Here is a 26,215-nt window from a genome sequence, read left to right on the forward strand (position 1 = left end):
CATCGAGGTCAGGCCGCGCCCGCGTGCGGCAGCCAGGGGGAGGCTGCCATCAGCATTCCGTCAGTCCATCGGCGCGGGTGCGGCGCGCGGGGCTCAGCCCGCGCCGCCGAACACGTCGCGCAAATCCACCGTGCCCTGCGCGGGCCGGTCGAGCATTCTCAATTCCACGTGCTGCAGGTGATGCGCCATCAGCCGCGCCGCCTTCGCCGCGTCGCCCGCCTCGAGCGCGGCGACGATCTCGACGTGGTCGTCGAACGAGCAGGCATTGCGACCGTGCGATTCATACAGCGCCGACATCAGCGTCGAGCGCGCCACCAGCCCGTTCAGGCAGTCGCACAGCGTGGTGTTGCCGGTCAGCCCGGCGAGCGCCACGTGGAACTCGCCCGAGAGCCGGATCCAGGCGGCGAAATCGCGCCGCTCGAAGGCGTCGCGCTCGCGCTCGATCATCGCGGCGACGCCCTTCAGGCGCTTCGCGCCCGGTCCCGTCGCCAACCGCTCCATCACCGCCAGCTCGATGATCCGCCGCAGCTCGAACACCTCGTGCACGTCCTGCAGCGTCGGGCTGGCCACGAAGGCGCCGCGGTTCGGCTCCAGGTCGACCAGCCGGTCGGTGGCGAGCAGCGCCAGCGCCTGCCGGATCGGCCCGCGCTTGACGCCGAACACCTCGCAGAGCTGCGCCTCGGTCAGCTTCGCGCCCGGCGCGAGCCGATGCTCGAGGATCGCCGTGCGGATCCGTTCCGCGATCGCTTCCGGCGTCGTCGTCGACGCCACGCTTTCCTTCTTCGTCATGTTTGCCATCTCGTTATGTTCAGCATCCTAGGGCGGACATAAATATTGTCAACAATCCGTCCCGTTGATTTTGCACAATTCTCGTTCACCGACGTGCTTGCTTTCGGTGCACATGGCACCAAATCGCGCACCGGCGAGGGATAGCACCAGATCGATCAAGACTTTCAGTCTCGACTGTCCTAATTTTTTGTCAACAATAATGCGCCTGAATTGGGCACGACAAATTTGGCAGCGACCAAATTTGTTGACCGTTAGTTGCATACCAGGGCGCAAAAAAAGGCGGTTGCCCGCCTCTTGCCGATCGAATCCGGCGACGCCGCCTTATCCGACCAGCGTCGGATAGTCGGAGACGGTCAGCCGGAAGCCGTGTTCGTTGGCGACCAGTTGCGCCTGGCCGCCCACCGGCAGGCTCACCATGTCGGGCACGTGGCCGAACTGCAGCCCCGTGATCACCGGAATGCCCACCACCTCGCGCACCTGCTCGATCACGGCCTGCATGTCGTAGCCGTTGTCGTAGTCGAAGGCGCGCGCGCCGGTGAACTGGCCGAGCACCAGCGCCTGCTGGCCGGCCAGCAGCCCGGCGAAATGCAGGGTGTAGATCATCCGCTCGATGCGGAACGGCTGTTCGTTGACGTCCTCGATGAACAGGATGCCGCCCTCGATGCGTGGCATGTAGGGCGTGCCGGCCAGCGAGGCCAGGATCGCCAGGTTGCCGCCCCAGAGCGTGCCCGAGACGTTCGCGCCCTGCTGCTGCGGCACCTCGGAGACGATCGTGGTCGTGCGCTGGGAGAGCGTCGACCAGAACTGCGTCATGGTGAATTCGCTCGGCGTCTCGGCGCCGAAGTCGGCCGACAGCATCGGCCCGCCGAAGCTCTTGACGCCCGACCTGGCGAGCAGCGCGAGCTGGATCGCGGTGAAGTCGCTGTGGCCGCACAGCGCGATCGGCTGGTCGCGCAGGCGTTCGAGCCCGCGGTAGTCGAGATGTGGCAGGATCCGCGCCGCGCCATAACCGCCGCGCACCGCCAGGCCGATGTCGGGCAGCGGCTGCGAGGGATCGGCCAGGCGGTTCAGGTCGGCCGCGCGCTCGGCGTCGCTGCCGGCGAAGCGCAGGTGGCGGCGCTCGGTCGCCTCGACGTTCTGCACCTGGTGCCCCTGCGCGCCGAAGCGCTCAAGCGCGCGGCGGATCGCGTCGGGATCGTGCGGGTAGCCGGAAGGGCCGAGCAGGCGGATGCTGCGCGGCTTGAGTGTGGAGTGGGCCATCGGTCGCGTATCGGTAATGGGGGTCAGCCCGATTAGAACCGCGTCACGGCGACTGGTTCAGTTCGCGGGCGGCAGGTCGTCGGAATCCGGCGCGACGCCCTGCCCAGCCGCCTCGCCAGGTTCGGGAAGCGCCGCGGCGGCATTGGCCGCGCGCCGCGCTTCGCGGGCCGCGCGACGGCGCTCGGCGAAAAAGCTGCGCAGCGCATCGCCGCATTGCTCGGCGAGCACGCCGCCCGTCACGCGGGTGTGGTGGTTCAGCTGCGGGTTGGCGAAGGCGTCGACCACGCCGCCGCAGGCGCCCGTCTTCGGGTCCGGCGCGCCATAGACCACGCGCGCGATCCGCGCATGCATGATCGCGCCGGAGCACATCAGGCAGGGCTCGAGCGTCACATACAGTTCGCAGCCGGGCAGGCGATAGTTGCCGAGCGCCTGGGCGGCCGCGCGCAGGGCCGCCATCTCGGCGTGCGCGGACGGATCGTGTCCGCCGATCGGATGATTGAAGCCGCGCGCGATCACCTCGTCGCCGCGCACGATCACGGCGCCGACCGGCACTTCGCCGGCCGCGCGCGCCTCTTCGGCCGCGGCGAGCGCCATGCGCATATAGCGCCGGTCGCGCTCGGCGGCCGGATCGGGATGCGGCGCGGCGTCGGAAACGGACGAGTCGGACGAGTCGGACGAGTCGGGCAAATCGGACGGATCGGGGAGATCGGCGGAGGCAGGCAGGTTCACGCGGTTCCCGCTTCGCCGGCGCCATCGTCGAGCACGCGCTCGGACAGGCGTTCGGCAATGCGGCGGCAGTATTCGCGCGGCACGACCAGCGGGCCGCCGCGCAGCGATTCGAGGGCCATGTCGAGCGCGAGCATCTTGGCTTGCAAGCGGCAACGTGTCGCACGGTCGCTGACCGCGCGCATTTCGTCCTGCAGGTTGCACAGGGCCCGCAACTGCTCGACCGCGGGCGGCACGAAACCCGCAGTCTTCAGGATCCGGTTGGCGATCCGCACTTCGGCCGGGACGCGCAAATCGTCGTCCAGCTCCGGCGGGGCATCGGTGACCGGGATTTCGTCGAACTCCCCGCGCGCGGCAGCGGCAGCGATACGTTGTTCGACCAGGGCATCAAGCAGTCTCATTCGAGCAATTCAAGGCAAAGCGGCCTCGCGATTCTAACAGGGGATTGGGCAAGTGCCAGCCCTCTGGAGCAAATGCTCGACTATCGAAATCGCGTATCGAGGAAAACCGTTATGCTCGATCGGATCGTCCGGTGGCCCTTGCCGGGCGCCGGTTTCTCCATTCGATTTCGAGGGAAGGATCACCAGGATGCACACCGTCAGGATAGGACTGCGATGGCTGGCCGCCGCCGCGCTGCTGCTCGGCCTGGGCGGCTGCGGCGTGTTCTGCAGCGGCGCCGGCACCAATGGCTGGGCCGGCGGCGCCTGCGGGACCACGGTCCGTTTTTGAGCCGGGTTTTCGCGCCTCGCGCGCGCCGCGCTCTCGCTCTGCTTCGAGCCCGCTTTCGGCTCGTTCCGGCCCCGTGACCTGCCCGGCCAGCGCGTTTTCGGCGTGATCGCGTGCCGGCAGGCGGCACGCGACCTGCTCGGCGTCAGCGATTGACCAGCGCCAGCCCGGCCGGCAGGTAACGCTCGCCGGCCACGCCGATCTCGGTCAGCACCGCGTCGAGTCGCGCCACCTCCTCGTCGCCGAGCACCAGCGTCGCCGCGCCGAGATTGTCTTCCAGATAGCGGCGGCGCTTGGTGCCCGGAATCGGCACGACGTCGTCGCCGGCACGCAGCACCCAGGCCAGTGCCACCTGGGCCGCGCTCACGCCGCGCGCGGCCGCGATTGCCTGGACGGCCTCAGCGATGCGCTGGTTGGCGTCGAAGTTGTCGCCCTGGAAACGCGGATCGTTGGTGGCGCGATAGTCGCCCTCGCCGATCTCGGCGCGCGACTTCATCTGCCCCGTCAGGAAACCGCGGCCGAGCGGGCTGAACGGCACCAGGCCGATGCCGAGCTCGCGCAGCACCGGCAGCACCGTGCCTTCCAGGTTGCGCTCCCAGATCGAGTATTCGCTTTGCAGCGCCGAGACGGGCTGCACCGCATGGGCGCGCCGGATCGCCTCCTCGCCCGCTTCGGACATGCCGAAATAGCGCACCTTGCCGGCGGCGATCAGCTCGCCCACCGCGCCGGCCATCTCCTCGACCGGCACGGCCGGATCGACGCGATGCTGGTAGAGCAGGTCGATGCGGTCGGTGCGCAGCCGCTTGAGCGAGGCCTCGACCACCTCGCGGATATGTTCGGGCCGGCTGTCGGTGCCGGCCGGGCGGCCGTCGGCGCCGATCCGGAAGCCGAACTTGGTGGCGATCGTCACCGCCTCGCGCCGCCCCTGCAGCGCCCGGCCGAGCAGTTCCTCGTTGCTGTAGGGCCCATAGACCTCGGCGGTGTCGAGGAAGGTGCAGCCCAGCTCGATCGCGCGATGCAGGGTGGCGATCGATTCGGCGTCGTCGGGCTTGCCGTAGGACTGGCTCATGCCCATGCAGCCCAGGCCGATCATCGAGACTTCGAGGCCCTGGTGGCCCAGCTTGCGGGTATTCAGCATGGATCTTCCTGATCGAGATGCAGGGGGCGCGTCCGGCCGTTCACGCTGCGCCTCGGGCGACGCGGGCGGAACATGCCGCGCCCGCGCCGCCCTCGCGCCGGCGAACTCAGCGCAGGTTCAGGTAGTGCAGCTTGCTGAGCGGCACGCCCTTGTGACGCATGATGTCGTAGGCCGTGGTCACGTGGAAATAGAAGTTCGGCAGTGCGAAGTTGGTCACGTAGCCCAGGCCCGTGAATTCGATCGGGCCGCTGCGCAGCGGCAGGCTCACGGTGCGCGTCTCGCTGCCCTCGAACTTCGCCACGTCGACCGATTCGGCGAAGGCGATGGTCTTGGCGATGCGCTCCTGCAGTTCGGCGAAGCTCTGCTCGTTGTCCGGGAACGAGGGAATCTCGATGCCGGCCAGGCGCGCCACGCAGCCCTTGGCGGCGTCGCTGGCGAGCTGAACCTGGCTGCTCAGCGGCAGCATGTCCTCGAACAGGCGCGCGCCGATCAGTGCCGCGGGATCGAGGCCCTGCTCGCGCGCATGGGCCTCGCCCTTGTCGAGCAGCTTCGACAGCGTGCGCAGGCCGCGCACCAGCACGGGGATCGAGATGTCATACAGGGAAACGGACATGAGGGCTCCTGGAGATGGGATGGATCCGCCGGCTCCGCGGCGTTCGCCCGCCAGCATAATGCGGTTCCGGAATCGCTGCTGGAGCGTCGCGATTGGTGCGGGAAAACGAGGAAATCAGGAGGCAGGACGAGCGCCGGGCACATCCGGCGCAATGATGGCGGCGCCGGCCAGGACGCTGGCGCCGGATGCCGATCGCGACGACCAGGGCAGGCGGCTCAGTTCCGCCGACCGCCGGCTGCACCGGGCCGGGCGTCGTTTGCCTGCGGCGTGCCCCAGTTGCGGATCGCCAGATTCTCGAACAGCGTCTCGCGCGCGCCATACTTGGCGACGTCGAGCAGGCAAGCGGCGAGCTGCTCGCAATCGACGCTGAGCCCGGGCCCGAACCACGAGATGACGGTGCCGATCGGCGCGAGCCAGCGCCCGATGTCCTGGCGCGGCCCGCTGATCGCGGTCGGCCGGATATAGGCCGGACGAAACACGTAAACCTTCCCGGCCAGGGCGCCCAGCGCGCGTTCGGTGCGCCCCTTGATGCGCCGGTACAGCGCGCGTTGCCGTTCTTCCGGATCGGCGCCGCGCCCGCTCAGGAAACAGAAGCGCAGTGCCGGATTCGCGGCGAACAGCGCGCGCGCCGCGGCCAGCGCGTAGTCGTGCGTGATGCGCACATAGGCATCCTGGCGCACCTGCGATTGCGACACGCCCAGGCACCAGACGCAGGCGCCGAAACCGGCCAGGTCGAGATCGGAATAATCGAGGAAATCGTCGCGCAGCACCTGCCTGAGCTTCGGGTGCTCGAGGCCGAGCGCGCGCCGCGTCAAGACGGTGACCGACTCGATGGTCGGATCGTCGAGGGCCTGGCGCAGCACCTGGCCGCCGGCAAAGCCGGTCGCCCCCGTCAGCAAGAGTTTCATTGCGGCACCTCCGATGCCAGGAAAAACGCCATCACGATCGGCGAGCCCCGGCCCGCGTCGCCGAACGGGATCGCATACCGCTTGCCGGCCAGCGTCGCGATCGTCATCAGCCACACTGGCTCGGCCGGCACATCGGAGTCCTGATCGCTGGCATCAAGGGCGGTGCGACCGCTATATGCAGGCGCGGACTATAAGAGCAAGACGCTGATTTTGTCTGCGCCCGTATATTTACCGAATCGCACCGCCCATTGCGCTCAGAAGCGCTCGCCCACCATCTGCTCGCTCTTCTCCCAAAGCGCCTTGGCGAGCTCCGGGTCGAGCGCATAAGCGCGCACGCCGGGCGCCGCCGGATTGAGCTCGGCATCGGTCACGCTCGACAAGCCGCAGTTCTCGGCGTAGCGCCCGCCCACCTCGTCGGCCGGGGCCACCACGCCGGCCCAGACCGAGGTGGCCGCGCCCTGCGGCACGGTCTTGAAGCGGAACGGCGGCTGGCCTTGCGCGGCCAGGTCGGCATTGATCTGGGTGAGCATGCCATCAAGCGCGTCGTCCGGCAGATGGCGCGCCAGTTCCGTCATGATGCCGCCCGGATGGATCGCCACCGCGCGCACGCCGCGCGCCTTGTGGCGGCGATCGAACTCGACGGCGAACAGGATATTGGCCGTCTTCGAGCGTGCATAGGCCACCCAGGGATCGTAGGGCGTGCGCTCGAAGCCGAGGTCGTCGAGCGAGAACGGCGCCATGCGGTGCCCCGACGAGGCCACGTTGACCACGCGCGCGCCCGGCGCCAGCAAGGACGCGATGCGGTTGATGAAGACGAAGTGGCCGAGGTGGTTGGTGCCGAACTGGGTCTCGAAACCATCGGCGGTATGCCCGAAGGGCGAAGCCATCACGCCCGCGTTGGCGATCACCAGGTCGAACGGCCGACCGTCGGCGAGCAGCGCGTCGGCCGCGGCACGCACGCTGGCCAGCGAGGCCAGGTCGAGTTCGAGCAGCTCGAAACCGCCGCCGTTGCCGGCCGCGGCCGCGCGCACCACCTCGGTGGCCGAGCGCGCCTTGGCCAGGTCGCGCGCGGCGCCCACCACCTGCGCGCCATGCGCGGCCAGCGCACGCGCGGTTTCCACGCCCAGCCCGGCCGACACGCCGGTCACGAGGGCGCGCTTGCCGCGCAGGTCGACGCCGGCCAGCACGTCGTCGGTGGTGCTGAATTCTCCGAATACTTGGGACATCTGCAGAGCTCCTGATCGTGTCGACGCCCAGGTGCCGGCGCCGGCACCCACGTCGAGTAAAATAAGCGGATCGATCCTCCGCATAAATATACGGAGGATATCTCCGCTTATCAACGGGAATTTTCGAGGGTGACCCAGGACAAGGAAAACGGCGCGCCGGCCCGCAAGCCGCGCGCCGACGGCGAACGCAATCGCCAGCGGCTGATCGAGGCGGCCAAGACCGTGTTCGCGGCCAAGGGCTCGAGCGCGAGCCTCGACGAGATCGCCCGCACGGCCGGGGTCGGGATCGGCACGCTGTACCGCCACTTCCCGACGCGCGACGCCTTGATCTCGGGCCTCTATCGCAACGAGACGACGCAGATGGCCGAAGCCGCCACGCGGCTGGCCGACACGCACGCGCCGGCGGAGGCGCTGCGCCAGTGGCTGCTGCTGTTCGTCGACTACATGGCGACCAAGCACGGCATGGCCGAGGTGCTGAACTCGGTGACGGGCGGCGTTGGCGCGCTTTACGCGGATTCGGCCACCTGCATCCTCGGGGCGCTGCAGGATCTCGTCGACCGCGCCACGGCGAGCGGCGAGATCCGCCTCGGGCTGGCGCCGATCGACGTGCTGCGCGCCATCGCCGGCGTGGGCACCGTGTCGAGCGAGCCGGGCTGGGAGAAATCGGCGCGCCAATTGGTGGACATCATCATGGCGGGAATTCGCGTGCGCTGAACCGGTTGCGTGGTCGGTGTCGATCGCACGCCCCATCGCGACTCGTGGTTCAAGCTCGCCGCTTCAACAGATCGAAGCAAATCAGGCTTTCCGCGCTCGCCACCAGCGCCTCCTGCGCCGGGCGAGGTGCCCAGCCCAGCCATTCACGCGCCTTGTCGCCGCTCGCGCGACGCACGACACCGAGTTGCGGCGCCATGGCCCGCATCGCGGGCGACACCACGCCGAGCGCGCGCACCGCGAGATCCGGCAGACGATGTCGCGGCACCCTGCCCGCGGCCGCGCCGAGCCGGCGCCGCAGGATCGCGGCCACCTCATGCAGGCTCAGCACCGGCCCTGATACCGCGATGAAGCGCTGCCCGTTCGCCCGCGGATCGCGCATCGCCCGCAGATGCAGGTCGGCGGCATCGCGCACGTCGACCACGCCGAACGCCAGCCTCGGCACCGCCGGCATCGCGCCATCGAGCAGCGCCTTCAGCAAGCCGATCGAACTCGAATAATCCGCGCCCAGCACCGGGCCGAAGATCCCCACGGGATTCACCACCGCCAGCTCCAGCGCCCCGCCCTCGGTCTCGATGAAATCCCAGGCCGCGCGCTCGGCCAGCGTCTTCGAGCGGATGTAGGGCGTGACGTCGGGCCCGGTCAGGTCGGTCCAGTCGCGTTCGGTGTAAATGGCCTCGCGCGCGCCGCGCCCGTAGCCGATCGCCGCGAACGACGAGGTCAGCACCACGCGCTTCACGCCCGCCTCGCGCGCGGCGCGCAGCACACGCAGGCTGCCGTCGCGAGCGGGCCGGACCAGCTCGTCCTCGTCGCGCGGTGGGCCGCCCGGGAACGGCGAGGCGATGTGCAGCACGTATTCGCACTCGCGCATCGCCTCGGCCCAACCCTCGTCGCGCATCAGATCCGTGACGGCGAATTCCAGCCCTTCGTCGCTTTGCGCGCCGCCCGCCGCGATCATCGCCCTCACCATCGAGGCTCGATCAGGATCCCGAATCGTCGCCCTTACCCGATATCCCTCGCGCAACAACTGCACGATCGCGTGCGCGCCCAGAAATCCCGATCCGCCTGTCACCAGCACCCGATTCATCACGCTCCCTGTGGTCCCGTTTCGATGCCGCGATACATGAAGTACGCGAGCTGCTAGCATCCATTCTCGATGTCGGGCAAATTCCCGCAAGTACGATGTTTCAAGATACCGAGTATGGAAAACCAGACCATTGAGCGGCTGGAAGGCACGGATTGCCCGGATACCTGCGTACCGCAGGCCCGGACCATCGCGCGTTTCCAGGCCAGCATCGAAGCGGTGGCCGGCAAGTGGAAGATCGGCATTCTCTGCGCGCTGCTCGACGGCAAGCTGCGCTTCAGCGATCTGCGCCGCGCCCTGCCCGGCATCACCCAGCACATGCTGACGGTGCAATTGCGCGACCTCGAAGCCAACGGGCTGCTGACGCGCACCGTCCACGCCGAGGTGCCGCCGCGCGTGGAATATGCGTTGACGGCGGCCTCGCTGGCCCTGCTGCCCGTGTTCCGCTCGCTGCGCGACTGGGCCGAGATCCACGGCGATGCGCTGCTGGCACGCGGCGCCGAACCGAAAGCGCCGCGCAAGAACGCGGCGACACGGGAGAAAAAAGCGCGGCGGGATTAGACGGGGCGCCTCTGCGGGAGGGAAAACGCGGACCTCCCTGCCATCGGCATCACTCCTCCCCGCCCTCCCCCGCCAGCCGCGCCGCCACGGCGACGATCACGGCCCGTTCATGCGCATCGAGATGATCGAGCAGATGGCGGCGCACCGCGCCCGCATGCACGGGCCGCGCCGCCGCGATTCGCTCGCGCCCTTCCACGGTGATGAGCACCAGCACGCCGCGCGCCTCGTCGGCCTGCCGGCGGACCACCAGTTCCCGCGCCTCCATGCGCGTGAGCTGATGCGAGAGCCGGCTTTTGTGCCAGCCCAGCGAGAAGGCGAGATCGCGTTGCGCGAGTTCGCCGCCGCCGAGGTCCTCGAGCCGCGACAGGATGCCGAAGTCGGCGCCCGACAAGCCCGTCTCGCGCTCGATCTCGGCGCCCACGCGCGCCAGCGCCTGTTCGCTCAGATGCTTCACCGCGCTCCAGACCGCCAGTTCGTCCGCCTGCAGGCGTGCCGTCGTTTTCTTACTCATAGTGCTTCACGGGAAAACGCCCCGCCATGGTGTCGAACATCGCACGATAGCCGGCTTTCGCCGCCTCGAACGCAGCGCTCGCGGTCGGGCCGTAACCGACCTCGTCGGCGTCTCCCGCCACCAGGGCAGCGAACACGGCATCGCAGTAGACCTCGAGATCCACGCCATGCACGGCGCCCTCGCCCGCCAGCGAGGTGCGCACGGCAGGCGGAATCAGCTCGACCACCGAGCAGGCGGTGTGCCGCAAGGCGAAGCGCAGGTTCATCGTGTAGCTGTGCAAGGCGGCCTTGCTGGCGCTGTAGACAGGCGCGAACGGTTGCGGCACGTAGGCACCACCCGAGCTGAGGTTGACGATCGTCGCGACACGGCGCTCGCTCAACAGCAAGGGCAGCAGCAGATGGTTCAGGTGGATCGGCCCCGACAGCAGCGTGTCGATCTCGGTCTGGCGCTGCGCCCAGGGCGCGTCGTCCTCGGCCAGGCCTACCCGGCGCTGGATGCCGGCGTTGTTGATCAGCACGTTCAGCGCGGGCATCGACTCGCGCACTTGCGCGGCAAGCGCCTCTCGCGCGCAAGGATCGGCGATGTCGCTGGCCACGATATCCAGCCCCGGATGGTCGGCCGCCACGCGTTCGAGGCGGGCGCGATCGCGGCCGGTGATCGTGACGCGCGCGCCGCCTTCGAGAAAGCGCCGCGCAAGACCGAGACCGATGCCGGAGCCGCCACCGGTGATCAGGACACAGGCCGCTTCGATATCAATCGACATGATGCTCTTCCTTCAGGTTGATACGACAACCTGAAATATAGAAACACCAGGTTGTCACGTCAACTCAAAATCCGGGGCTCGACGATCACGCCGGCGGCCAGCTCACGCCGGTCAGGCGCTCCGACTCGGCCCACAGCCTCGCCGCCACCTCGCGATCGAGCGCGGCTGCGCCGATCCTGGCCGGCCCGACCGGCCCGCGCAGCTCGAACACATGCCGTGGTCCGTAATACGCGCCGGGCCGCGCATCGAGCGAGGTCGCCGCGAACAGGGTGGGCAAGGCGCCGCTGGCGGCCGAATGCGAGATCAAGGGCCGCACGCCGGCCATCAGCGCCCGCGCGATCACCGCGCGACGCACCCCGCCCAGGTTCGGCCCGGCGCTTTGCAGACCGGTGCGCGCGAAACCGGGATGCGCCGAGGTGACTGTCAGCCCCCAGCCTCGCGCTTCGCTGCGCCGCTGCAACTCGAAGGCGAACAACTGCATCGCCAGCTTCGACTGCGCATAGGCTTGCCAAGGATCGTAGCGGCGCGTCCATTGCAGGTCGTCGAAGTGGATCGCCGCACGCAGGCGATGCGCGAGGCTGCCGACCACCACCACGCGCGGTGCCGCGGCACGGCGCAAGGCCGGCAGCAGCCGCGCGCTCAGCGCGAAATGGGAAAGGTAGTTGGTGCCGAACTGCAGCTCGAAACCGTCCGCCGTGGTGTGCCGCGTCGGCGGCGTCATCACGCCGGCGTTGTCGATCAGCAGGTCGATCGCCGCGTCGCCGGATTCGAACGGCTCGGCAAAGCGGCGGACCTGATCGAGACTGGCGAGATCCACGCGCCGGTATTCGACCTCGGCGCGCGGATGCGCGGCGCGAATCCGGCGCAAGGCCTCGGCACCCTTCGCATCGTCGCGCCCGGCCAGCAACACGCGAGCACCGGCACCGGCCAGGGCCAGCGCGGTTTCCAGGCCGATTCCGCCGGTCGCGCCCGTCACCAGCGCAAAACGGCCGCGCTGGTCGGGGATGTCGGAAACGCGCCAGCTCATTGCCGCCTCCGCAGCGCGTCGAGCCCTTCGGGCAGCTTCGCGTCGTCGAATTGCGTGGACAGCGTGGTCGCGCGCCAGCGCGCGGCCTCCTCGGCGCGCTCCGCCTCGGCCTGCTCGGCGACATACAGCGCATCGCCGCCGAGCAGCAGGCGCGCCGGTACGTCCTCGCGCCGCGACAGCTCGACGATCAGCGCCGCGATCCGCACCGGATCGCCGACCTCGTGCCCCGCGTAGGTGTCGAGCAGGGACAGCACCTGGCCCACCGAGGGCGCGTAGTCGGGCAGCAGGCCGTCGATACCCTGCCTGGCCTGCGCGGCCCAATCGGTGCGCATGCCGCCGGGTTCGAGCGTGCACACGCGCACGCCGAACGGCGCGACTTCCTTGCCCAGCACATCGCTGAAGCCACCCACCGCCCACTTGGCGGCCTGGTAGGCGGACAGGCCGGCCGTCGAGCTGCGCCCGCCGACCGATGACACCTGGAAAACGTGGCCCGCGCGCTGCGCACGCATCACCGGCAAGGCCGCGCGCGTCAGATTGACGACGCCGAACAGGTTGGTCTCGACCTGGTCGCGGAAATCGGCCGGCGCCATCTGCTCGAACGGAGCGGTATGGCCGTAGCCGGCATTGTTGACCAGCACATCGAGACGGCCAAAGGTGCTGCGCGCGAGTTCGACGGCCCGCGCGGCGGCGGCCTCGTCGGTCACGTCGAGCTCGACCGGAAGCAGACGATCGCCATGTCGGCGCTGCAGATCCGCGAGCCGCGAGGGATCGCGCGCCCCGGCCACCAGCCGGTCCCCCGCCGCCAGCACCGCTTCCGAAATCGCGCGCCCAAGTCCTCGCGCGGCCCCCGTCACCAACCAGACTTTCGACATACCTGACTCCTTTCAATGAAATGAATGATTACTCACTCATTAATAAGCGGGATACGAAGCCCGATCGCCTTCGTATCCCGCCAGATTCCGTGACCGGCGGCGCAAGCATCCATCGCGCCGCCCTGCTGCCCTCAATGCGCCTGCAAGGCCGCCCAGACCGCCTGGAACCCGGCCTCGCGATAGGCTTCGTGCCGTCCCGGCTCCTGGGCGATGAAATCCATGGTGGTCTCCGCCATCGACGAGAACAGCGCACCGCAGAAAGCGAGCCGCTGCTCCTGCGGCAGACCATCAGCGTTCGCCAGTTGCTCGCGGAAGATGTCGCGCACGGCGCAGAAGCCCTGCGCGCCGGCCACGCGATTGGCCTCCTCGATGCGCCCGCTGATATCGAGCTGGCGCATCGCGCGCCTTGCATCGGGATCGGCGACGCCCCACGACACATACGCGTTCCAGGCATGCCGGGCACGTTGCTCGGCACTGCCCTCGAACGGGAACTCGCCCATCATCGCGGTGCGCAGCCCGTCCTTCAGATGCAGGTACAAGGCATTGAGCAGCGCGTCCTTGCTCTCGAAATAGGTGAACACGGTGCCCTCGGCGACGCCCGCGAGTCGCGCGATACGCGCCGTGGTGGCGCTCGCGCCATGTTCGGCCAGCGCGCGCGCCGCGGCGTCGAGGATCGCTTCGTGTTTGTCGAGACTGCGGGGACGTGCCAAAACCTTGCCGCCTTTAAATGAGTGATTGCTCAATCATAGAGATCGGCGCTTTCGCGCGCAAGCGAAAATTCTCCCCTTCATTCATCGGAACAATCAGGCCGGATACGCCGGCGCCGCGCTCGCCATGACGGCTCGCGCGGCGCCGGTTCGCTCAGGCGGCGAGCCGCGCGAGCAGTTCGCCGAGTTGCGCGGTGCCGATCTCCGCCAACGGTTGCAGCGGCAGGCGCGGCTCGCCCGCCTCGAAGCCCTGCACGCGCAGCCCTGCCTTGATGGTGGTCGGCAGGCCGCCCTTCAGGATGAAGTCGAGCAGCGGCAGTTGGCGGTAGAACAGCTCGCGGGCCCGCGCGAGTTCCCCCGCCTGCACGGCCTGGTAGAGCGCCAGCGTCAGTTGCGGAATCAGGTTCGGCGCGGCCGTGCACCAGCCCGTCGCGCCGGCGCAGAACGCCTCCAGCGCGAGCGGATTGCTGCCGTTATAGAACGGGATGGTGTCGTCCGAGATCTGGCGCAGCGCATGCATGCGCTGGATGTCGCCGCTGCTCTCCTTGACCATCGTCACGTTGCCGATCTCGCGTACCAGCCGCGCGATGAAGGCCGGCTGCATGTCGATGCCGCTGGTGGCCGGGTTGTTGTAGACCATCACCGGAATGCCGATCGCCTCGGCGATGCTCGCGTAGTGACGGAAGATCTCGGCCTCGCCGAGCCTCCAGTACGAGATCGGCAGCACCATCACCGCGTCGGCGCCGGCCTGCTCGGCGAAGCGCGCGCGCCGCACCGCGTTGCGCGTGGTCAGGTCGGAGATGCCGACCACCACCGGCACGCGCCGCGCCACCTGGGCGATCGAGGCCTCGGCGGCCTGGTCCCATTCCTCGTCGTCGAGATAGGCGCTTTCGCCGGTGCTGCCGAGCGGCGCGATCGCGTGCACGCCGGCCGCGATCAGCCGTTCGATGCCGGCGCGCAAGGCGGCGCTGTCGATGCCGCCGGTCTGCCGGTCGAACGGCGTGACCGGGTACGCGATGATGCCCTTGAATAATTGCGATGCCATCTGCGGGTTCCTCGTTGGGAGTGCTACTTAATGAAGTGAGAAAAAATGCGATCCAGCGTCCCGGCTCAGGCCAGGCAGTCGCGATGCGCGCGCAGGGCGCGGCGCGCGTAATAGTCGAAGGTGACGGCATGGCGCTTGGGCGTGGTGATCCAGTCGTGCGCCTCCTTGGCCAGCGCCTCGGGAATCGGCCGGATCGTCCCGGCGGCCTGCGCCAGCAATTGCAGGCGCGCCGCGCGCTCCATCAGCAGCGCCAGCACGCAGGCCTCCTCAATGGTCTTGCCGGTCACCAGCATGCCGTGATGGGCCAGCAGCACGGCGCGCTTGTCGCCGAGCGCGGCCGAGATGATCTCGCCTTCCTCGTTGCCGACCGGCACGCCGGGCCAGGTCTCGAGGAAGGCGCAGTCGTCGTGCAGCGGGCACATGTCCATGTGCGAGACCGCCAGCGGCAGCTCCAGCATCGACAGCGCCGAGACGTGCACGGGATGGGTGTGGATGATGCAGTTGACATCGGGCCGCGCGCGATAGATCCAGGTATGGAAGCGGTTGGCCGGGTTCGGGATGCCCTCGCCGCCGATCGTCTTCAGGTCCTGGTCGACCAGCAGCAGGTTCTGCTCGGTGATCTCGTCGAAGCCCTGCCCGAAGGGCTGGGTGTAATAGGTGTCGCGATCCTCGGCGCGCGCGGTGATCTGGCCCGCGAGCCCCGAATCGTGGCCGCCATCAAATAGAATGCGGCAGGTCAGTGCCAGTTTCTGTCGAGGCGACCAGTCGCGCGACGACAGCGCGGTATCGAGTTGCCGGTGCGAGCGGGCGACCAGCTCGGACTTCGACAAGTGCAGCGTTTCAGGCATTCCGTTTCTCCTGGTTGAGCGGCCGTGGCAGCGGCGGACATCGGGTGATCGAGAGCAAGGACAAGTCGTCGAGTACACGACGGGCAGTATATGACACGACGTGTCATTTGATGCCGGATTTTTTTGGAGAGATACGCGTGGGCGCCATTCGCCTGAAGTTGTTGCGCAAGCAGCTTGGTTTGAGCCTGCAGGACCTGGCCGAGCGCGCCGGCCTGACCAAGAGCTACCTGTCGAAGGTCGAGCGCGGCCTGAGCACGCCCTCGGTGGCGGTCGCGATGCAACTGGCCACCGCCCTGCATGTGGAGGTCGGCCAGTTGTTCGCGTCCGACGAGGACGAGAAGGCGATCACGGTGGTGCGCGCCGGCGAGCGGATCCGCGTGGGCGGCGGCAGCGAGGACGGCGCCTCGGCCGGCTACGAGGTGATCGCCGCCGAGGCGGGACGCAAGCGCCTGCTGCCCTTCATGCTGCAGCCCCGACATGATTTCTCGTCCTCGGAGTTCCGCGAGCACGCGGGCGAGGAATTCCTGTTCGTGCACAGCGGCAGGATCGAGATCGATTTCGCCTCGCAGAAGGTCACGCTCGGCACCGGCGACGCGGTGTATTTCAATGCGCAGGTGCCACATCGGATCCGCTCGCTGGGCGCGAGGACAGCGCAGGTGCTGCTGGTGATCAGCGGCGACGAACTGTCGGCCGCGGAACAGCACGCGGCCGACTGAGCCGCTGCCGGCCTTCTCCTGCTTCGACGTGATCAAGGCGCCGCGCGTGGACGAGGACATCGCGCGCCTGCGCGAGCACCTGGCGCGCGTGGCCGCCTGAGCGGCGCGTTCAGCCCAGCACCATCTCGACGAAGCGCTGCGCCGGCAGCGGCACCTCGCCGAGCCGGTGCGCAATGCCGAGCTCCCACTTGCGGCGGCTGGCCGGCACGTAGCGCAAGGTCACGCCCTCGATCGAGAAACGCGCGACCGAGGCCGGCACCAGCGAGATGCCCTGCCCCGCAGCCACCAGCGCCTGCACCGCATGGAACTCGCCGGCTTCCTGCACGATCCTCGGCCGGATCCCGTGATGTTCGTACAAGGCCATCACGGCCGCATGGAAACCGGGCGCGCGATCGCGCGCGATCAGCACCAGCGGCCGCTCGCCCACGCTCTTCATCGACACCGCCCGATCGGCCAGCGGGAAATCCCGCGGCAGCACGAAGGCGGGATAGTCGCTGGCGAGCCGATGCTGGCGCAGCCGGCGGTCTCGCGTGAGGCGCATGAAGGCGACGTCGAGCGAGCCGTCGGCGAGCGCTTTGGCCTGCTCGATCGACGGCAGGTCGCTCACCTGCACGCGCACCTCGGGATAACGCTCGCGAAACGCCGGCACGGTGGTGGCGACCAGGTCGATCGCCCAGGAACCGAAGCCGATCCGCAGCTCGCCCAGCTCGCCGGCCGCGATGCGGCGCCCGCGCTCCAGCACCGCATCGGCGTGCTCCACCAGCCGGCGCGCTTCCTGGGCGAACAGGCGGCCCAGCTCGGTCAGCTGCGCGCCGTGCCGGCCGCGCGAGAACAGGCTGCCGCCGAGCTGCGCCTCGAGCTTGCCGAGCTGGCGGCTCAGCGCCGGCTGGGACAGGTTCAGCAGCGACGAGGCGCGGCCGAAATTCGGCGTCTCGACCAGGGCCAGGAAGGCGCGGAGCAGGTTGATTTCCATGCGCGAAACGTATCACGGTGCGCCGTAAATGTCATTGGACGCATCGATCGGCAAGCCGTGTAATGAGCGCTCCTCCACTTCCGCGCCCCGCTTGCCGCTCGCCCGATGAACAATATCCTCACCGCCTCCGGCTGGGCCTTCGGCCTGCTCGAAACCGGCGCCGACGGCCGGATCGCCGCGATCCGCGCCAGGCCGGTCGGCACGCCCCTGCCCGGCTACGGCTACCTGCTGCCGGGTTTCGTCGACCTGCACGTGCACGGCGCGGGCGGGGTCGACCTGATGGACGGCGGCGAGGCCGCGCAACAGGTGGCCGCCTCGCTCGCGGCCAGCGGCACCACGGCCTTCCTGGCGACCACCATGACGGCGCCGGAAGCCGAACTGCGCGAAGCCACCGCCGCGATCGGCCGCGTCGAGCGCCGCGAGCGGCCGGCGCATTGCGCGCGCCTGCTCGGCGTCCATCTCGAAGGCCCGTTCCTCAACCCCGGGCAGCTCGGCGCGCAGCCGCCGCATGCGCGCCGGGCACGGGACGGCGAGATCGACACGCTGCTCGCGCTCGCCAGCGTGCGCCTGGTGACGCTCGCGCCCGAACTGGAGGGGCAGCTCGACACGATCCGCCGGCTGGTCCGGCGCGGCATCCGCGTCCAGCTCGGCCATTCGAGCGGCAGCTACGAGCAGGGCGTGGCCGCGCTGCAATGCGGCGCGAGCGGCTTCGCCCACCTGTTCAATGCCATGAGCGGGCTGCATCATCGCGCCCCGGGCCTGGTTGGCGCGGCGCTTGCTCATGCCGAATACGCCGAGATGATCCCCGACCTCGCCCATCTTCACGCCGGCGCGATGCGCGCGGCGCTGCGCGCGATCCCCAGGCTCTATTGCGTGAGCGACGCCTGCGCGGCCACCGGCATGCCCGACGGTGCCTACCGGCTGGGCGCGCAGCGCGTGTTCCGGCGCCCGGGCCAGGCCGGCGCACGGCTCGCCGACGGCCGGCTGGCCGCCAGCACGCTGACCCTGGATGCGGCGCTGCGCAACCTGGTGAAGCTCGGGCTGTCGATCGCCGACGCCTCGAACCGCGTCTCGCGCTTTCCGGCCGACTTCCTCGGCCTGCCCGAGCGCGGCCGGCTCGCGCCCGGCGCCTGGGCCGACACGGTGCGCCTCGATCCGGAACTGCGCGTGGAGGCCGTCACCATCGAGGGACGCACGGTGGAGCGCGCGGCCCCCTCGCGCCGACAGCCGCCCGAAAGCCGGCCGGAAAGCTGGTCAGAAAGCCGGCCCGACCCGCGGCCCTGCACCGAAGCCGGGCATGTTTAGCCGCCAGCCGCGCAACAAGCCGCCGAACGGCGTGTTTCGGCATTTGCGCTGCCCCATTGCGCAACGCGAATGCACGGAACCCGCCAAAACCGTGCACACTTAGCACTTTCCGCTGCACCGCGGCACCGGTGCATCAGCCGTTCGTTCAACGCTCATCGACTTTGACCGCGAACCACCCATGACGAATCAGCACAACCAGCCCGCACAAGACCAACCCGTCGACATGATCATCTTCGGCGGCGGCGGCGACCTCGCAGCACGCAAGCTGCTGCCCGCGCTCTACATGGCGCACCTGCACCGCAACCTGCCGGCCGAGACGCGCATCATCGCGGTCGGCCGACGCGACTGGGGCATCGACGGCTACCGCAAGTTCATGGAGGAGCAATCGCGGCCCTTCATCGACGGCAAGGCCTTCGACCAGCAGGCCTGGGACCGCTTCCTGGACCTGTTCCAGTACGTGCTGATCGACGTCAACGAGGCCGGCGACTACCAGCGCCTGGCCGAAGCCTCCCGCAAGGAGGCGATCCGCGTGTTCTACCTGTCGACCTCGCCGGAGCTGTTCACCACCATCTGCGACAACCTCTCGAACGCGAACCTGCTCAACGAGAGCTCGCGCGTGGTGCTGGAGAAGCCGCTCGGTCACGACCTGGCCTCGGCCCAGGCGATCAACAACGATGTCGGCCGCCATTTCTCGGAATCGCAGATCTACCGGATCGATCACTACCTCGGTAAGGAAACGGTGCAGAACCTGATGGTGCTGCGCTTCGGCAACCCGATCTTCGGGCCGCTGTGGCAAGCGCCGTACATCCGCAGCGTGCAGATCACGGTGGCCGAGACGGTGGGCGTGGGCAGCCGCGCCGGCTTCTACGACCACACCGGCGCGCTGCGCGACATGGTGCAGAACCACCTGCTGCAGTTGCTGTGCATCGTCGCGATGGAGCCGCCGGTCTCGCTGGACCCGGACGCGGTGCGCGACGAGAAGCTGAAGGTGCTGCGCTCGCTGCGGCCGATGACGCCGGCCGACATCGCGCGCGACACGGTGCGCGGCCAGTATGCGGCGGGCGCGGTGGACGGCCAGCCGGTGAAGGGCTACCTCGAGGAGGACAACGTGCCGCCCGACAGCCGCAACGAGACCTTCGTCGCGCTGCGCGCCTACATCAACAACTGGCGCTGGGCCAACGTGCCGTTCTTCCTGCGCACCGGCAAGCGGCTGCAGAAGCGCCAGTCGGAGATCGTCATCGAGTTCGCCGACCTGCCCTTCTCGATCATCCCCGACGGCCCGCGCCACTACAGCAACCGCCTGGTGATCCAGCTCCAGCCGGAAGAGTCGATCCAGTTGCAGATGCTGGCCAAGGAGCCGGGAAGCGGCATGAACATGGTGCCCGTGAGCCTGAACCTCGACCTGCAGCAGGCGATCCCGGAACGGCGCGCCGAAGCCTACGAGCGCCTGCTGATCGACGTGATCCGCGGGCGCCTCACGCACTTCATGCGCCGCGACGAGCTGGAAGCCGCCTGGGCCTGGATCGAGCCGATCCTCGACGGCTGGCAGCAGCCGGGCGACCGGCCGCGCCTCTACACGGCGGGCACCTACGGGCCGGCCGCCTCGTCGGCCCTGCTCGCGCGGGACAACATGTCCTGGGCCGAGGAGGCCTGAGCATCGGCGGCCGCTGAAGGCCGCCGCCCGATCCGCTGCGTCGATCGACCAGCCGGCCCGTGATGGCCGGCTTTTTTTCCGCCGTCATTCGTTAGGATCGCCAATCGTGTGCGGCAAGCCGCGTCACGTCGCGCACGCGCGCCGCCTAGATCGCCATCCCGCCGTCGATCGTCAGGCTCGAACCCGTCATGTAGCTCGATTCGGCGCTGGCCAGCCAGGCCACCAGCGCGGCGATCTCGTCGGCATCGGCGGCGCGCTGCAACGGGATCCGCGAGCGGATCGCCTCGATGTGCTCGGCCGTCATGTCGGTGACGGTCGGCCCAGGCTGCACGTTGTTGATGGTGATGCCGCGCGGCGCGAGATCGATCGCGATGCCCTTGACCATCACCGCCACCGCGGCCTTGGTCATCGAATAGACGCTCGAGCCGGGATAGTTGGTGCGCTCCGCCGTGTTGCTGCCGATCGTGACGATCCGGCCGCCCTGCTGCAGATGCCCGAGCGCGGCCTGGATCGACAGGAACACGCCGCGCACGTTGACGGCCAGCATCTGGTCCAGGTCCTCGACGGAAAATGCCGCCACGTCGGCGATCCGCAGGATGCCCGCGTTGACCACCACGATGTCGAGCCCGCCGAAGGCGGCCGCCGCCTGGTCGGCCGCGGCGCGGATCTCCTCGGCACGGGCGCTGTCGGCGCGGATCGCCAGCGCGCGGCGCCCCATCGACTCGATCTCGGCAACCACCTCGGCCGCCTTGTCGGGCGCCGACACATAGGTCAGCGCGACGTCGGCGCCGTGGCGCGCGAGCCGGCGCGCGATCGCCGCGCCGATACCGCGCGAACCGCCGAACACGATGGCACGGCGCTGCTGCAAGGGACTGGTATTCATGCTGCGCTCCTTTCTGGATTATTCAGTCAAAAACTGATCATAAAAATGCCGGCCGCATCGGCCGGCTGGTTTCAAGCCGCTTCGTCAGACCTTCAGGCTCGCAGTCGCTCCACCGCGAAACGCGCGATCCCGCGCAGGCTGTCCGCCGCGACGCCCGCGCGCGCCGCCACCTGGATCCCCTGCATGGTGACCTGGATGTAGCTCGCGGCCTGGCTCGCATCGAGTTCCGCATCGATCTCGCCGCCCTGCTGCCCCTCGCGGATACGCTCGACCAGGGCCGCGTCGAGCACCGGCCCGAGCTGCTCGCGCATGGCATTCAGTTCGGGATCGCGCCCGCCGAACTCGCAAATCGCGTTCACGCCCATGCAACCGGGCACCTGCTGATCGCAGCCGTCGTCGATCAGCCCGGCGAGCATCGCCTCGATACCGGCGAGCGGCGACGCCGCGCTCTTCAGGCGCGTCAGATGCGTGGAGACATTGCGCTGCGAATAACGCAGCAGCGCCTCGAGGTAGAGCTTGCGCTTGTCGCCGAAGGCGTTGTACAGGCTCTGCCGGCCGATCTGCATCGCATCCAGCAGGTCGTCGGTCGACGTCGCCGCGTAGCCCTGCTCCCAGAACACGCGCAGCGCGCGGTCCAGCACCTCGTCTCGATCGAATTCCCTGGGTCTGACCATGGACGGAGAATACGGATTCTGGATTGGACAGTCAAGAACCGCGACGACGGAATTTTGTATGCCTTCGTAGCCCCGGCCGCGACATGCGTGAGCTCACTCGCCCGCGCGCGCGGCTTCGCCCGGCAGGATCAGGCGCTCGGGGATGCGGCGCGACGAGGCGCGCGCGCAGGCGTAGTACAGCAGCGCCGGCACCAGCAGGCCGAGGATCCAGGAGATGTCGGTGCCGCCGAGCCGGTCGACCAGCGCGCCGGTATAGAAGCTGGTCGAGATGAAGGGCATCTGCACCAGGATGCCGATCACGTAGACGGCGATCGCCGTGCGGTTCCAGCGCCCGTAGCGGCCCGCGGGATCCGACAGCGCCGGCACGTCGTAGCGCGAACGCGTGAAGCAGTAGTAGTCGACCAGGTTGATCGCGCTCCAGGGCGTGAAGAAGGCCAGCAGGAACAGGATGAAGGCCGTGAATTCCTTCAGGAACGAGTGGCGGCCCGCGATCGCCAGCGCCGTGGACACCGCCACCATCGCCAGGATGTAGACCAGCCGGCGCCGATGCGAGATCGCGCGCTGGCCGCGAAAGCCGCTGACGATGGTGGCCATCGACATGAAGCTGCCGTAGGCATTGAGCGTGGTGACGGTGAGCTTGCCGAAGGCGATGCTGAAATAGAGCAGCGCGGCCACCGCCCCGCTCGAACCGAGCCCGACGATGAAGGCCACCTCGTGGTGCGCGAACCGGGAGCCAGCCAGCGCGGCGGCGAACACGCCGAACACCATCGCGGCCTGCGCGCCCATCACCGAGCCCAGGCCGACCGCGAGGAAGGTGCGCGCCGAGGAGGTGCCGCGCGGCAGGTAGCGCGAATAATCGGCCACGTAAGGGCCGAAGGCGATCTGCCAGGACGCCGACAGCGACATCGACAGCAGGAAGCTGGCGATCGAGAAATGACGGTTGGCTATCAACGCGCCGAGATCGTGGTTCGAGAACAGCCGCGCGAACATGAACAGGAAGGCGATCACGCCGATCACGCTGCCCACGCGGCCGATCAGGTGGATGGTGCGATAGCCGAGGATGGTCAGGACCACGATGCAGATCGCGAACAGCGCGATGCCGGCCACCTCGTCGACGCCGAGCAGTTGCGCGACGGCTGCGCCGGCCAGCACCGAGCCGCTCGCCGAGAAGCCGATGTACATCAGGCAGACCAGCACCAGCGGGATCGTCGCGCCGTAGACGCCGAACTGTACGCGGCTGGAGATCATCTGCGGCAGGCCGAGCTGCGGCCCCTGCGCGCCGTGCAGCGCCATCACCGCGCCGCCGATCAACTGCCCCAGCAGCAGCGCGACCAGCGACCAGAACACGTCGCCGCCCAGCACCACGGCCAGCGCCCCGGTGACGATCGCGGTGATCTGCAGGTTGGCCGACAACCACAGCGTGAACTGGCTGGCGAGGCTGCCGTGGCGCTCCGCATCGGGGATGTAGTCGATCGATCGCGATTCGATCAGCTCGCCGCTCGCACGGCCCTCTCTCTGGTTCGCCACGTGCTGCGCTCCGGGTTGATGTCGTCGATGGGGATTCGGGCAAGGGCCTCGGCCTGGTGCGAGGCACCCGCGCTCGAATCTTCTTGTATAGACAGGTCGGCAAAAATAGGGAATTACCCGGCGCGCCCGCCTGGGGAACAAGAGCCTGCCCGTCAAGCATCCAGCAGCGCTCCCGGTTCGCGCGAGGCCGCGATCCGGTTCGTCATCTCAACCGGCCAAATTTGAATAGTCAACCTGGACGTCGCATCGCCGCGTTCCGTCAATCGAAGGCCGGATGAAAATGCACCACGCCGGCCGGGATCGCCGCGGCCTCGCCCTGGAAGGATTGCGCCATGAAATACTCGGCCGGCACGTCCGGCACCGACAGGCGATGCGCGTGGTGGAAGCCGAAACGCGTGTAGTAGGCAGGGTCGCCCAGCACTACGGCGCCGGCCGCGCCGCGCTCGCGCATCATGGGCAGCGCCGCCTCGATCAGGTTCGCGCCGATGCCCTGGCGCTGGCACGCCGGGCTCACCGAAACCGGCGCGAGCACGAACCAGCCGTCCGCCGCCCCGGCGCCCTCGATGCGGATCGGCGAAAAGGCCAGATGGCCGACCATCGCGCCGTCCCGCTCGGCCACCAGCGACAGGCTCAGCGCCCCGGCCGCGCGCAACGCGGCGACGATCCGGTGCTCGGTCACGCCCTGCCCCGGCGCGTGATGCGGATGGTTGTCGAAGGCGGCCAGGATCAGGGCCTCGATGGCGGCGATGTCGGATTCGGTTTCGTGGCGGATGGGGGTCTGCATGAATGTCTCGTTTCCTCGTTTCCGTGATCAGGACGCCGCGTCTCTCATCCGCCGCGCGATGAACTCGGCGAAGGCGCGCGCCGAAGCCTTCGCGGCCCGCCCAGCCGGCAGCACCACATGGATGTCCACCGAGCCCATCTCCCACTCGGGCAACAGCCTTTGCAGCGTTCCCGCCGCGAGCTCGTCACGCACGCTGCGATCGCCGGTGGAAAGGATGCCGAGCCCGGCCACCGCCGCGGCCGTGGCCGCCTCGGTCGAATCGATCACGAAGCGTTCATCGACGCGCACCGAGGCGGCGACACCCTCGCGGCGGAACGACCAGGCCTCGGCGGCCCGTCCGGCGCGCCGCACGATCAACGCATGCGCGGCCAGCTCGGCCGGTTCGCGCGGCATGCCGGCCCGCGCCAGGTAAGCGGGCGCGGCCACCAGCACGCGCTCGACCGAGCCGACCCGGCGCGCGACGAGATTGCTGTCGGCCAGCGCACCGATCCGCACTGCCACATCGACGCCCTCGCCGATCAGATCGTGGCGCGCATCGTCGACCAGGCATTCGATCCGCAGCAGCGGATGACGATCGGCGAAACGCGGCAACTCGGGCATCAGGGTCCGGCTCGCGAAGATCGGCGAAGCGGCGATGCGCAGCGTGCCACGCAACTCGCCGGTGCCGCGCGCGGCGTGATCGGCCTCATCGAGCGCGGCGAGGATCGCTTCGCAGCGGGTGAGATAGTCGGCACCCGCCTCGGTCAGCCTGAGCGCGCGCGTGCTGCGCGTCAGCAGGGCGACACCGACCTGCTTCTCCAGCGCGGCAACGATCCGCGAAGCGGTTGGTTGCGTGATGCCGAGTTCGCGCGCCGCCTCGGAAAAGCTGCCGCCGCGCGCGACTCGCACGAACAGTTGCATGGCCGTGAAACGATCATTCATACAGGAATTGCATATCTGAAAGGCGATTCGGAAGACTACCACCACGAATCGCATCAAACTAGATTGAGCGGGCACCGAATCCCCTTTCAGGAGCCTGCATCATGAAATTGTTCGAACCGTTCCGGCTCGGCGAACTCGCCTTGCGAAACCGTGTCGTGATGGCGTCGATGACGCGTGGACGCACCACCGATCCCGGCCATGTGCCGGGCGAGCTGCAGGTCGAGTACTACCGGCAGCGTGCCGGCGCCGGCCTGATCGTGACCGAGGGCACCTGGGTCAGCCACGAGGCGATCGGCTTCGTTCACGCCCCCGGGCTGTTCACTGCCGCGCAGGCGGCCGGCTGGCGTCGCGTGACCGAGGCCGTGCACCGCGAAGGCGGACTGATCTTCGCCCAGCTCGCGCATTCGGGCGCGGTCTCGCATCCCGACTTCTTCGCGGGCGCGGCGCCGCTCGCGCCCTCGGCCGTGAATCCGCGCCTGCGCGCCTTCACGCCGGACGGCTTCAAGGACACCGTCACGCCGCGGGCGATGTCGCCGGAGGACATCCGGCGAACCATCGACGACTATCGCGAGGCCGCGCTTCATGCGCTCGCAGCCGGCTTCGACGGCATCGAGCTGCATGCGGCGACCACCTATCTGTTGCCGCAATTCCTGAACGGCACGCTCAATCTCCGCGACGATGCCTATGGCGGCAGCGCCGCGAAGCGCGCGCGGATCGTGCTCGAGGTGCTGGCCGCCCTGATCGATGTCTGGGGGCCGGGGCGCGTCGGCCTGAAGCTGTCGCCGACCGCCGCCCAGGGCGGCTTCCAGCCCGATGCGCAAACCGTCGACACCTACGATCACCTGTTGCGCGCCCTGGATGCCCTGCCGCTCTCGCATCTGCAGGTGGTGCGCGCGCTCGACGCGCCGGAGCTTGCGCCGCTGCCGGCGCCGGCACGGCCGATGCGGGACACGCTCGCCTTCGTGCGCGAGCGCTTCGGCGGCACGCTGATCGCCAATGGCGGCTTCGATGCGACCCGCGCGAACCGGCTGCTCGAAGACGGCGGCGCCGAACTGGTCTCGTTCGCGCGGCCCTTCATCGGCAATCCCGACCTGGTGGCGCGCCTCGAGCGCGGCCTGCCACTGACGACGCCCGACCCCGCCAGCTTCTACCAAGGCGGCGCCAGCGGTTATCTCGACTATCCTGCGGCGGGATGAGGGCGAACAACCGGCCTCGAACGAAATCGAGACCGGCTGTAACCGGCGCGGGGCGCACGACGAACTG

General features: G+C 68.9%; 29 protein-coding genes. 7 read left to right on the forward strand and 22 right to left on the reverse strand.

The features are described 5' to 3' along the window. Positions 1 to 93: 93 nt before the first annotated feature. From BM43_RS35420 to BM43_RS35435, 4 genes are all read right to left on the reverse strand, one after another. Positions 94 to 789, reverse strand: a complete 696-nt coding sequence (locus BM43_RS35420) for a GntR family transcriptional regulator (protein ID WP_013698391.1) — start codon at positions 787 to 789, stop codon at positions 94 to 96. 321 nt (positions 790 to 1,110) lie between these two features. Next, positions 1,111 to 2,049 (reverse strand): muramoyltetrapeptide carboxypeptidase, encoded by a 939-nt coding sequence (gene ldcA / locus BM43_RS35425; RefSeq protein ID WP_036051149.1) that lies wholly within the window; start codon positions 2,047 to 2,049, stop codon positions 1,111 to 1,113. 57 nt (positions 2,050 to 2,106) lie between these two features. Continuing rightward, the gene (gene tadA, locus BM43_RS35430; RefSeq protein ID WP_230676328.1) at positions 2,107 to 2,649 is read right to left on the reverse strand and encodes a tRNA adenosine(34) deaminase TadA; all 543 of its coding nucleotides are present in this window, start codon (positions 2,647 to 2,649) and stop codon (positions 2,107 to 2,109) included. A 125-nt stretch (positions 2,650 to 2,774) separates the two neighbouring features. Continuing rightward, positions 2,775 to 3,176: a DnaJ family domain-containing protein gene (locus BM43_RS35435; protein WP_017918589.1), complete on the reverse strand. Its 402-nt coding sequence runs from the start codon at positions 3,174 to 3,176 to the stop codon at positions 2,775 to 2,777. A gap of 187 nt (positions 3,177 to 3,363) precedes the next feature. On the opposite strand from BM43_RS35435, the gene BM43_RS41820 reads away from it, so the two are divergent. Further along, entirely contained in the window at positions 3,364 to 3,504 is a 141-nt protein-coding gene (locus BM43_RS41820; RefSeq protein ID WP_164465581.1) for a hypothetical protein, read from the forward strand. Positions 3,505 to 3,646: 142 nt separating this feature from the next. Here the strand turns inward: BM43_RS41820 and BM43_RS35440 are convergent, their stop codons facing one another. The 4 genes from BM43_RS35440 to BM43_RS35455 form a co-directional block, all read right to left on the reverse strand. Then, entirely contained in the window at positions 3,647 to 4,639 is a 993-nt protein-coding gene (locus BM43_RS35440; RefSeq protein WP_036051146.1) for an aldo/keto reductase, read from the reverse strand. A 106-nt stretch (positions 4,640 to 4,745) separates the two neighbouring features. Then, positions 4,746 to 5,252: a DUF1993 domain-containing protein gene (locus BM43_RS35445; protein WP_013698396.1), complete on the reverse strand. Its 507-nt coding sequence runs from the start codon at positions 5,250 to 5,252 to the stop codon at positions 4,746 to 4,748. Positions 5,253 to 5,467: 215 nt separating this feature from the next. Beyond that, positions 5,468 to 6,160 carry a Rossmann-fold NAD(P)-binding domain-containing protein gene (locus BM43_RS35450; RefSeq protein ID WP_052409053.1) on the reverse strand — a complete coding sequence of 231 codons (693 nt, stop codon included), beginning with the start codon at positions 6,158 to 6,160 and terminating at the stop codon, positions 5,468 to 5,470. 254 nt (positions 6,161 to 6,414) lie between these two features. Beyond that, positions 6,415 to 7,386, reverse strand: a complete 972-nt coding sequence (locus BM43_RS35455) for an SDR family NAD(P)-dependent oxidoreductase (protein WP_013698398.1) — start codon at positions 7,384 to 7,386, stop codon at positions 6,415 to 6,417. Between the two features lie 129 nt (positions 7,387 to 7,515). Between BM43_RS35455 and BM43_RS35460 the strand changes: the two genes are divergently transcribed. Beyond that, a complete protein-coding gene (locus BM43_RS35460; protein ID WP_025096702.1) occupies positions 7,516 to 8,100 on the forward strand; it encodes a TetR/AcrR family transcriptional regulator in 585 nt (194 codons plus the stop codon). A 49-nt stretch (positions 8,101 to 8,149) separates the two neighbouring features. Here the strand turns inward: BM43_RS35460 and BM43_RS35465 are convergent, their stop codons facing one another. Continuing rightward, positions 8,150 to 9,244, reverse strand: coding sequence for an SDR family oxidoreductase (locus BM43_RS35465; protein ID WP_308729539.1), 1,095 nt, complete (start codon positions 9,242 to 9,244; stop codon positions 8,150 to 8,152). A 9-nt stretch (positions 9,245 to 9,253) separates the two neighbouring features. On the opposite strand from BM43_RS35465, the gene BM43_RS35470 reads away from it, so the two are divergent. Further along, complete coding sequence (locus tag BM43_RS35470) at positions 9,254 to 9,742, forward strand: winged helix-turn-helix transcriptional regulator (protein ID WP_230676269.1); 489 nt, start codon at positions 9,254 to 9,256, stop codon at positions 9,740 to 9,742. Positions 9,743 to 9,791: 49 nt separating this feature from the next. On the opposite strand, the gene BM43_RS35475 is transcribed toward BM43_RS35470, so the two are convergent. The 7 genes from BM43_RS35475 to BM43_RS35505 form a co-directional block, all read right to left on the reverse strand. Next, positions 9,792 to 10,253, reverse strand: coding sequence for a MarR family winged helix-turn-helix transcriptional regulator (locus BM43_RS35475; RefSeq protein WP_036051136.1), 462 nt, complete (start codon positions 10,251 to 10,253; stop codon positions 9,792 to 9,794). Then, positions 10,246 to 11,016, reverse strand: coding sequence for an SDR family NAD(P)-dependent oxidoreductase (locus BM43_RS35480; protein WP_036051132.1), 771 nt, complete (start codon positions 11,014 to 11,016; stop codon positions 10,246 to 10,248). The genes BM43_RS35475 and BM43_RS35480 overlap by 8 nt, the downstream gene beginning before the upstream one ends. A gap of 85 nt (positions 11,017 to 11,101) precedes the next feature. Continuing rightward, the gene (locus tag BM43_RS35485) at positions 11,102 to 12,043 is read right to left on the reverse strand and encodes an SDR family oxidoreductase (RefSeq protein ID WP_036051129.1); all 942 of its coding nucleotides are present in this window, start codon (positions 12,041 to 12,043) and stop codon (positions 11,102 to 11,104) included. Then, complete coding sequence (locus BM43_RS35490; protein WP_036051126.1) at positions 12,040 to 12,915, reverse strand: SDR family NAD(P)-dependent oxidoreductase; 876 nt, start codon at positions 12,913 to 12,915, stop codon at positions 12,040 to 12,042. The genes BM43_RS35485 and BM43_RS35490 overlap by 4 nt, the downstream gene beginning before the upstream one ends. 131 nt (positions 12,916 to 13,046) lie before the next feature. Continuing rightward, a complete protein-coding gene (locus BM43_RS35495; protein ID WP_036051123.1) occupies positions 13,047 to 13,625 on the reverse strand; it encodes a TetR/AcrR family transcriptional regulator in 579 nt (192 codons plus the stop codon). A gap of 151 nt (positions 13,626 to 13,776) precedes the next feature. After that, positions 13,777 to 14,667: a dihydrodipicolinate synthase family protein gene (locus BM43_RS35500; protein WP_036051120.1), complete on the reverse strand. Its 891-nt coding sequence runs from the start codon at positions 14,665 to 14,667 to the stop codon at positions 13,777 to 13,779. Between the two features lie 65 nt (positions 14,668 to 14,732). Further along, on the reverse strand, positions 14,733 to 15,515 hold the full coding sequence (locus tag BM43_RS35505) for an aldolase (RefSeq protein ID WP_036051116.1): 783 nt from the start codon (positions 15,513 to 15,515) through the stop codon (positions 14,733 to 14,735). A gap of 137 nt (positions 15,516 to 15,652) precedes the next feature. On the opposite strand from BM43_RS35505, the gene BM43_RS35510 reads away from it, so the two are divergent. Next, the gene (locus tag BM43_RS35510; protein ID WP_013698407.1) at positions 15,653 to 16,231 is read left to right on the forward strand and encodes a helix-turn-helix domain-containing protein; all 579 of its coding nucleotides are present in this window, start codon (positions 15,653 to 15,655) and stop codon (positions 16,229 to 16,231) included. A 109-nt stretch (positions 16,232 to 16,340) separates the two neighbouring features. Here BM43_RS35510 and BM43_RS35515 read toward each other — a convergent pair whose 3' ends face one another. Next, on the reverse strand, positions 16,341 to 17,204 hold the full coding sequence (locus tag BM43_RS35515; protein WP_036051113.1) for a LysR family transcriptional regulator: 864 nt from the start codon (positions 17,202 to 17,204) through the stop codon (positions 16,341 to 16,343). Between the two features lie 105 nt (positions 17,205 to 17,309). On the opposite strand from BM43_RS35515, the gene BM43_RS35520 reads away from it, so the two are divergent. After that, a complete protein-coding gene (locus BM43_RS35520; protein WP_036051111.1) occupies positions 17,310 to 18,509 on the forward strand; it encodes an N-acetylglucosamine-6-phosphate deacetylase in 1,200 nt (399 codons plus the stop codon). Positions 18,510 to 18,687: 178 nt separating this feature from the next. Next, positions 18,688 to 20,163, forward strand: a complete 1,476-nt coding sequence (gene zwf, locus BM43_RS35525; RefSeq protein ID WP_013698410.1) for a glucose-6-phosphate dehydrogenase — start codon at positions 18,688 to 18,690, stop codon at positions 20,161 to 20,163. Positions 20,164 to 20,308: 145 nt separating this feature from the next. Here zwf and BM43_RS35530 read toward each other — a convergent pair whose 3' ends face one another. From BM43_RS35530 to BM43_RS35550, 5 genes are all read right to left on the reverse strand, one after another. Then, the gene (locus tag BM43_RS35530) at positions 20,309 to 21,046 is read right to left on the reverse strand and encodes an SDR family NAD(P)-dependent oxidoreductase (RefSeq protein ID WP_080741926.1); all 738 of its coding nucleotides are present in this window, start codon (positions 21,044 to 21,046) and stop codon (positions 20,309 to 20,311) included. A 92-nt stretch (positions 21,047 to 21,138) separates the two neighbouring features. Further along, positions 21,139 to 21,720 carry a TetR/AcrR family transcriptional regulator gene (locus BM43_RS35535; RefSeq protein WP_036051108.1) on the reverse strand — a complete coding sequence of 194 codons (582 nt, stop codon included), beginning with the start codon at positions 21,718 to 21,720 and terminating at the stop codon, positions 21,139 to 21,141. Between the two features lie 93 nt (positions 21,721 to 21,813). After that, positions 21,814 to 23,247, reverse strand: coding sequence for a purine-cytosine permease family protein (locus BM43_RS35540; protein WP_036051105.1), 1,434 nt, complete (start codon positions 23,245 to 23,247; stop codon positions 21,814 to 21,816). Positions 23,248 to 23,506: 259 nt separating this feature from the next. Next, positions 23,507 to 24,031, reverse strand: coding sequence for a GNAT family N-acetyltransferase (locus BM43_RS35545; RefSeq protein ID WP_036051102.1), 525 nt, complete (start codon positions 24,029 to 24,031; stop codon positions 23,507 to 23,509). A gap of 27 nt (positions 24,032 to 24,058) precedes the next feature. Further along, positions 24,059 to 24,952, reverse strand: coding sequence for a LysR family transcriptional regulator (locus tag BM43_RS35550; protein ID WP_036051100.1), 894 nt, complete (start codon positions 24,950 to 24,952; stop codon positions 24,059 to 24,061). Between the two features lie 101 nt (positions 24,953 to 25,053). On the opposite strand from BM43_RS35550, the gene BM43_RS35555 reads away from it, so the two are divergent. Beyond that, the gene (locus BM43_RS35555) at positions 25,054 to 26,148 is read left to right on the forward strand and encodes an alkene reductase (RefSeq protein ID WP_036051097.1); all 1,095 of its coding nucleotides are present in this window, start codon (positions 25,054 to 25,056) and stop codon (positions 26,146 to 26,148) included. The last annotated feature ends 67 nt before the right edge of the window (positions 26,149 to 26,215 follow it).

It is taken from the genome of Burkholderia gladioli (assembly GCF_000959725.1).
GTDB lineage: Bacteria > Pseudomonadota > Gammaproteobacteria > Burkholderiales > Burkholderiaceae > Burkholderia > Burkholderia gladioli.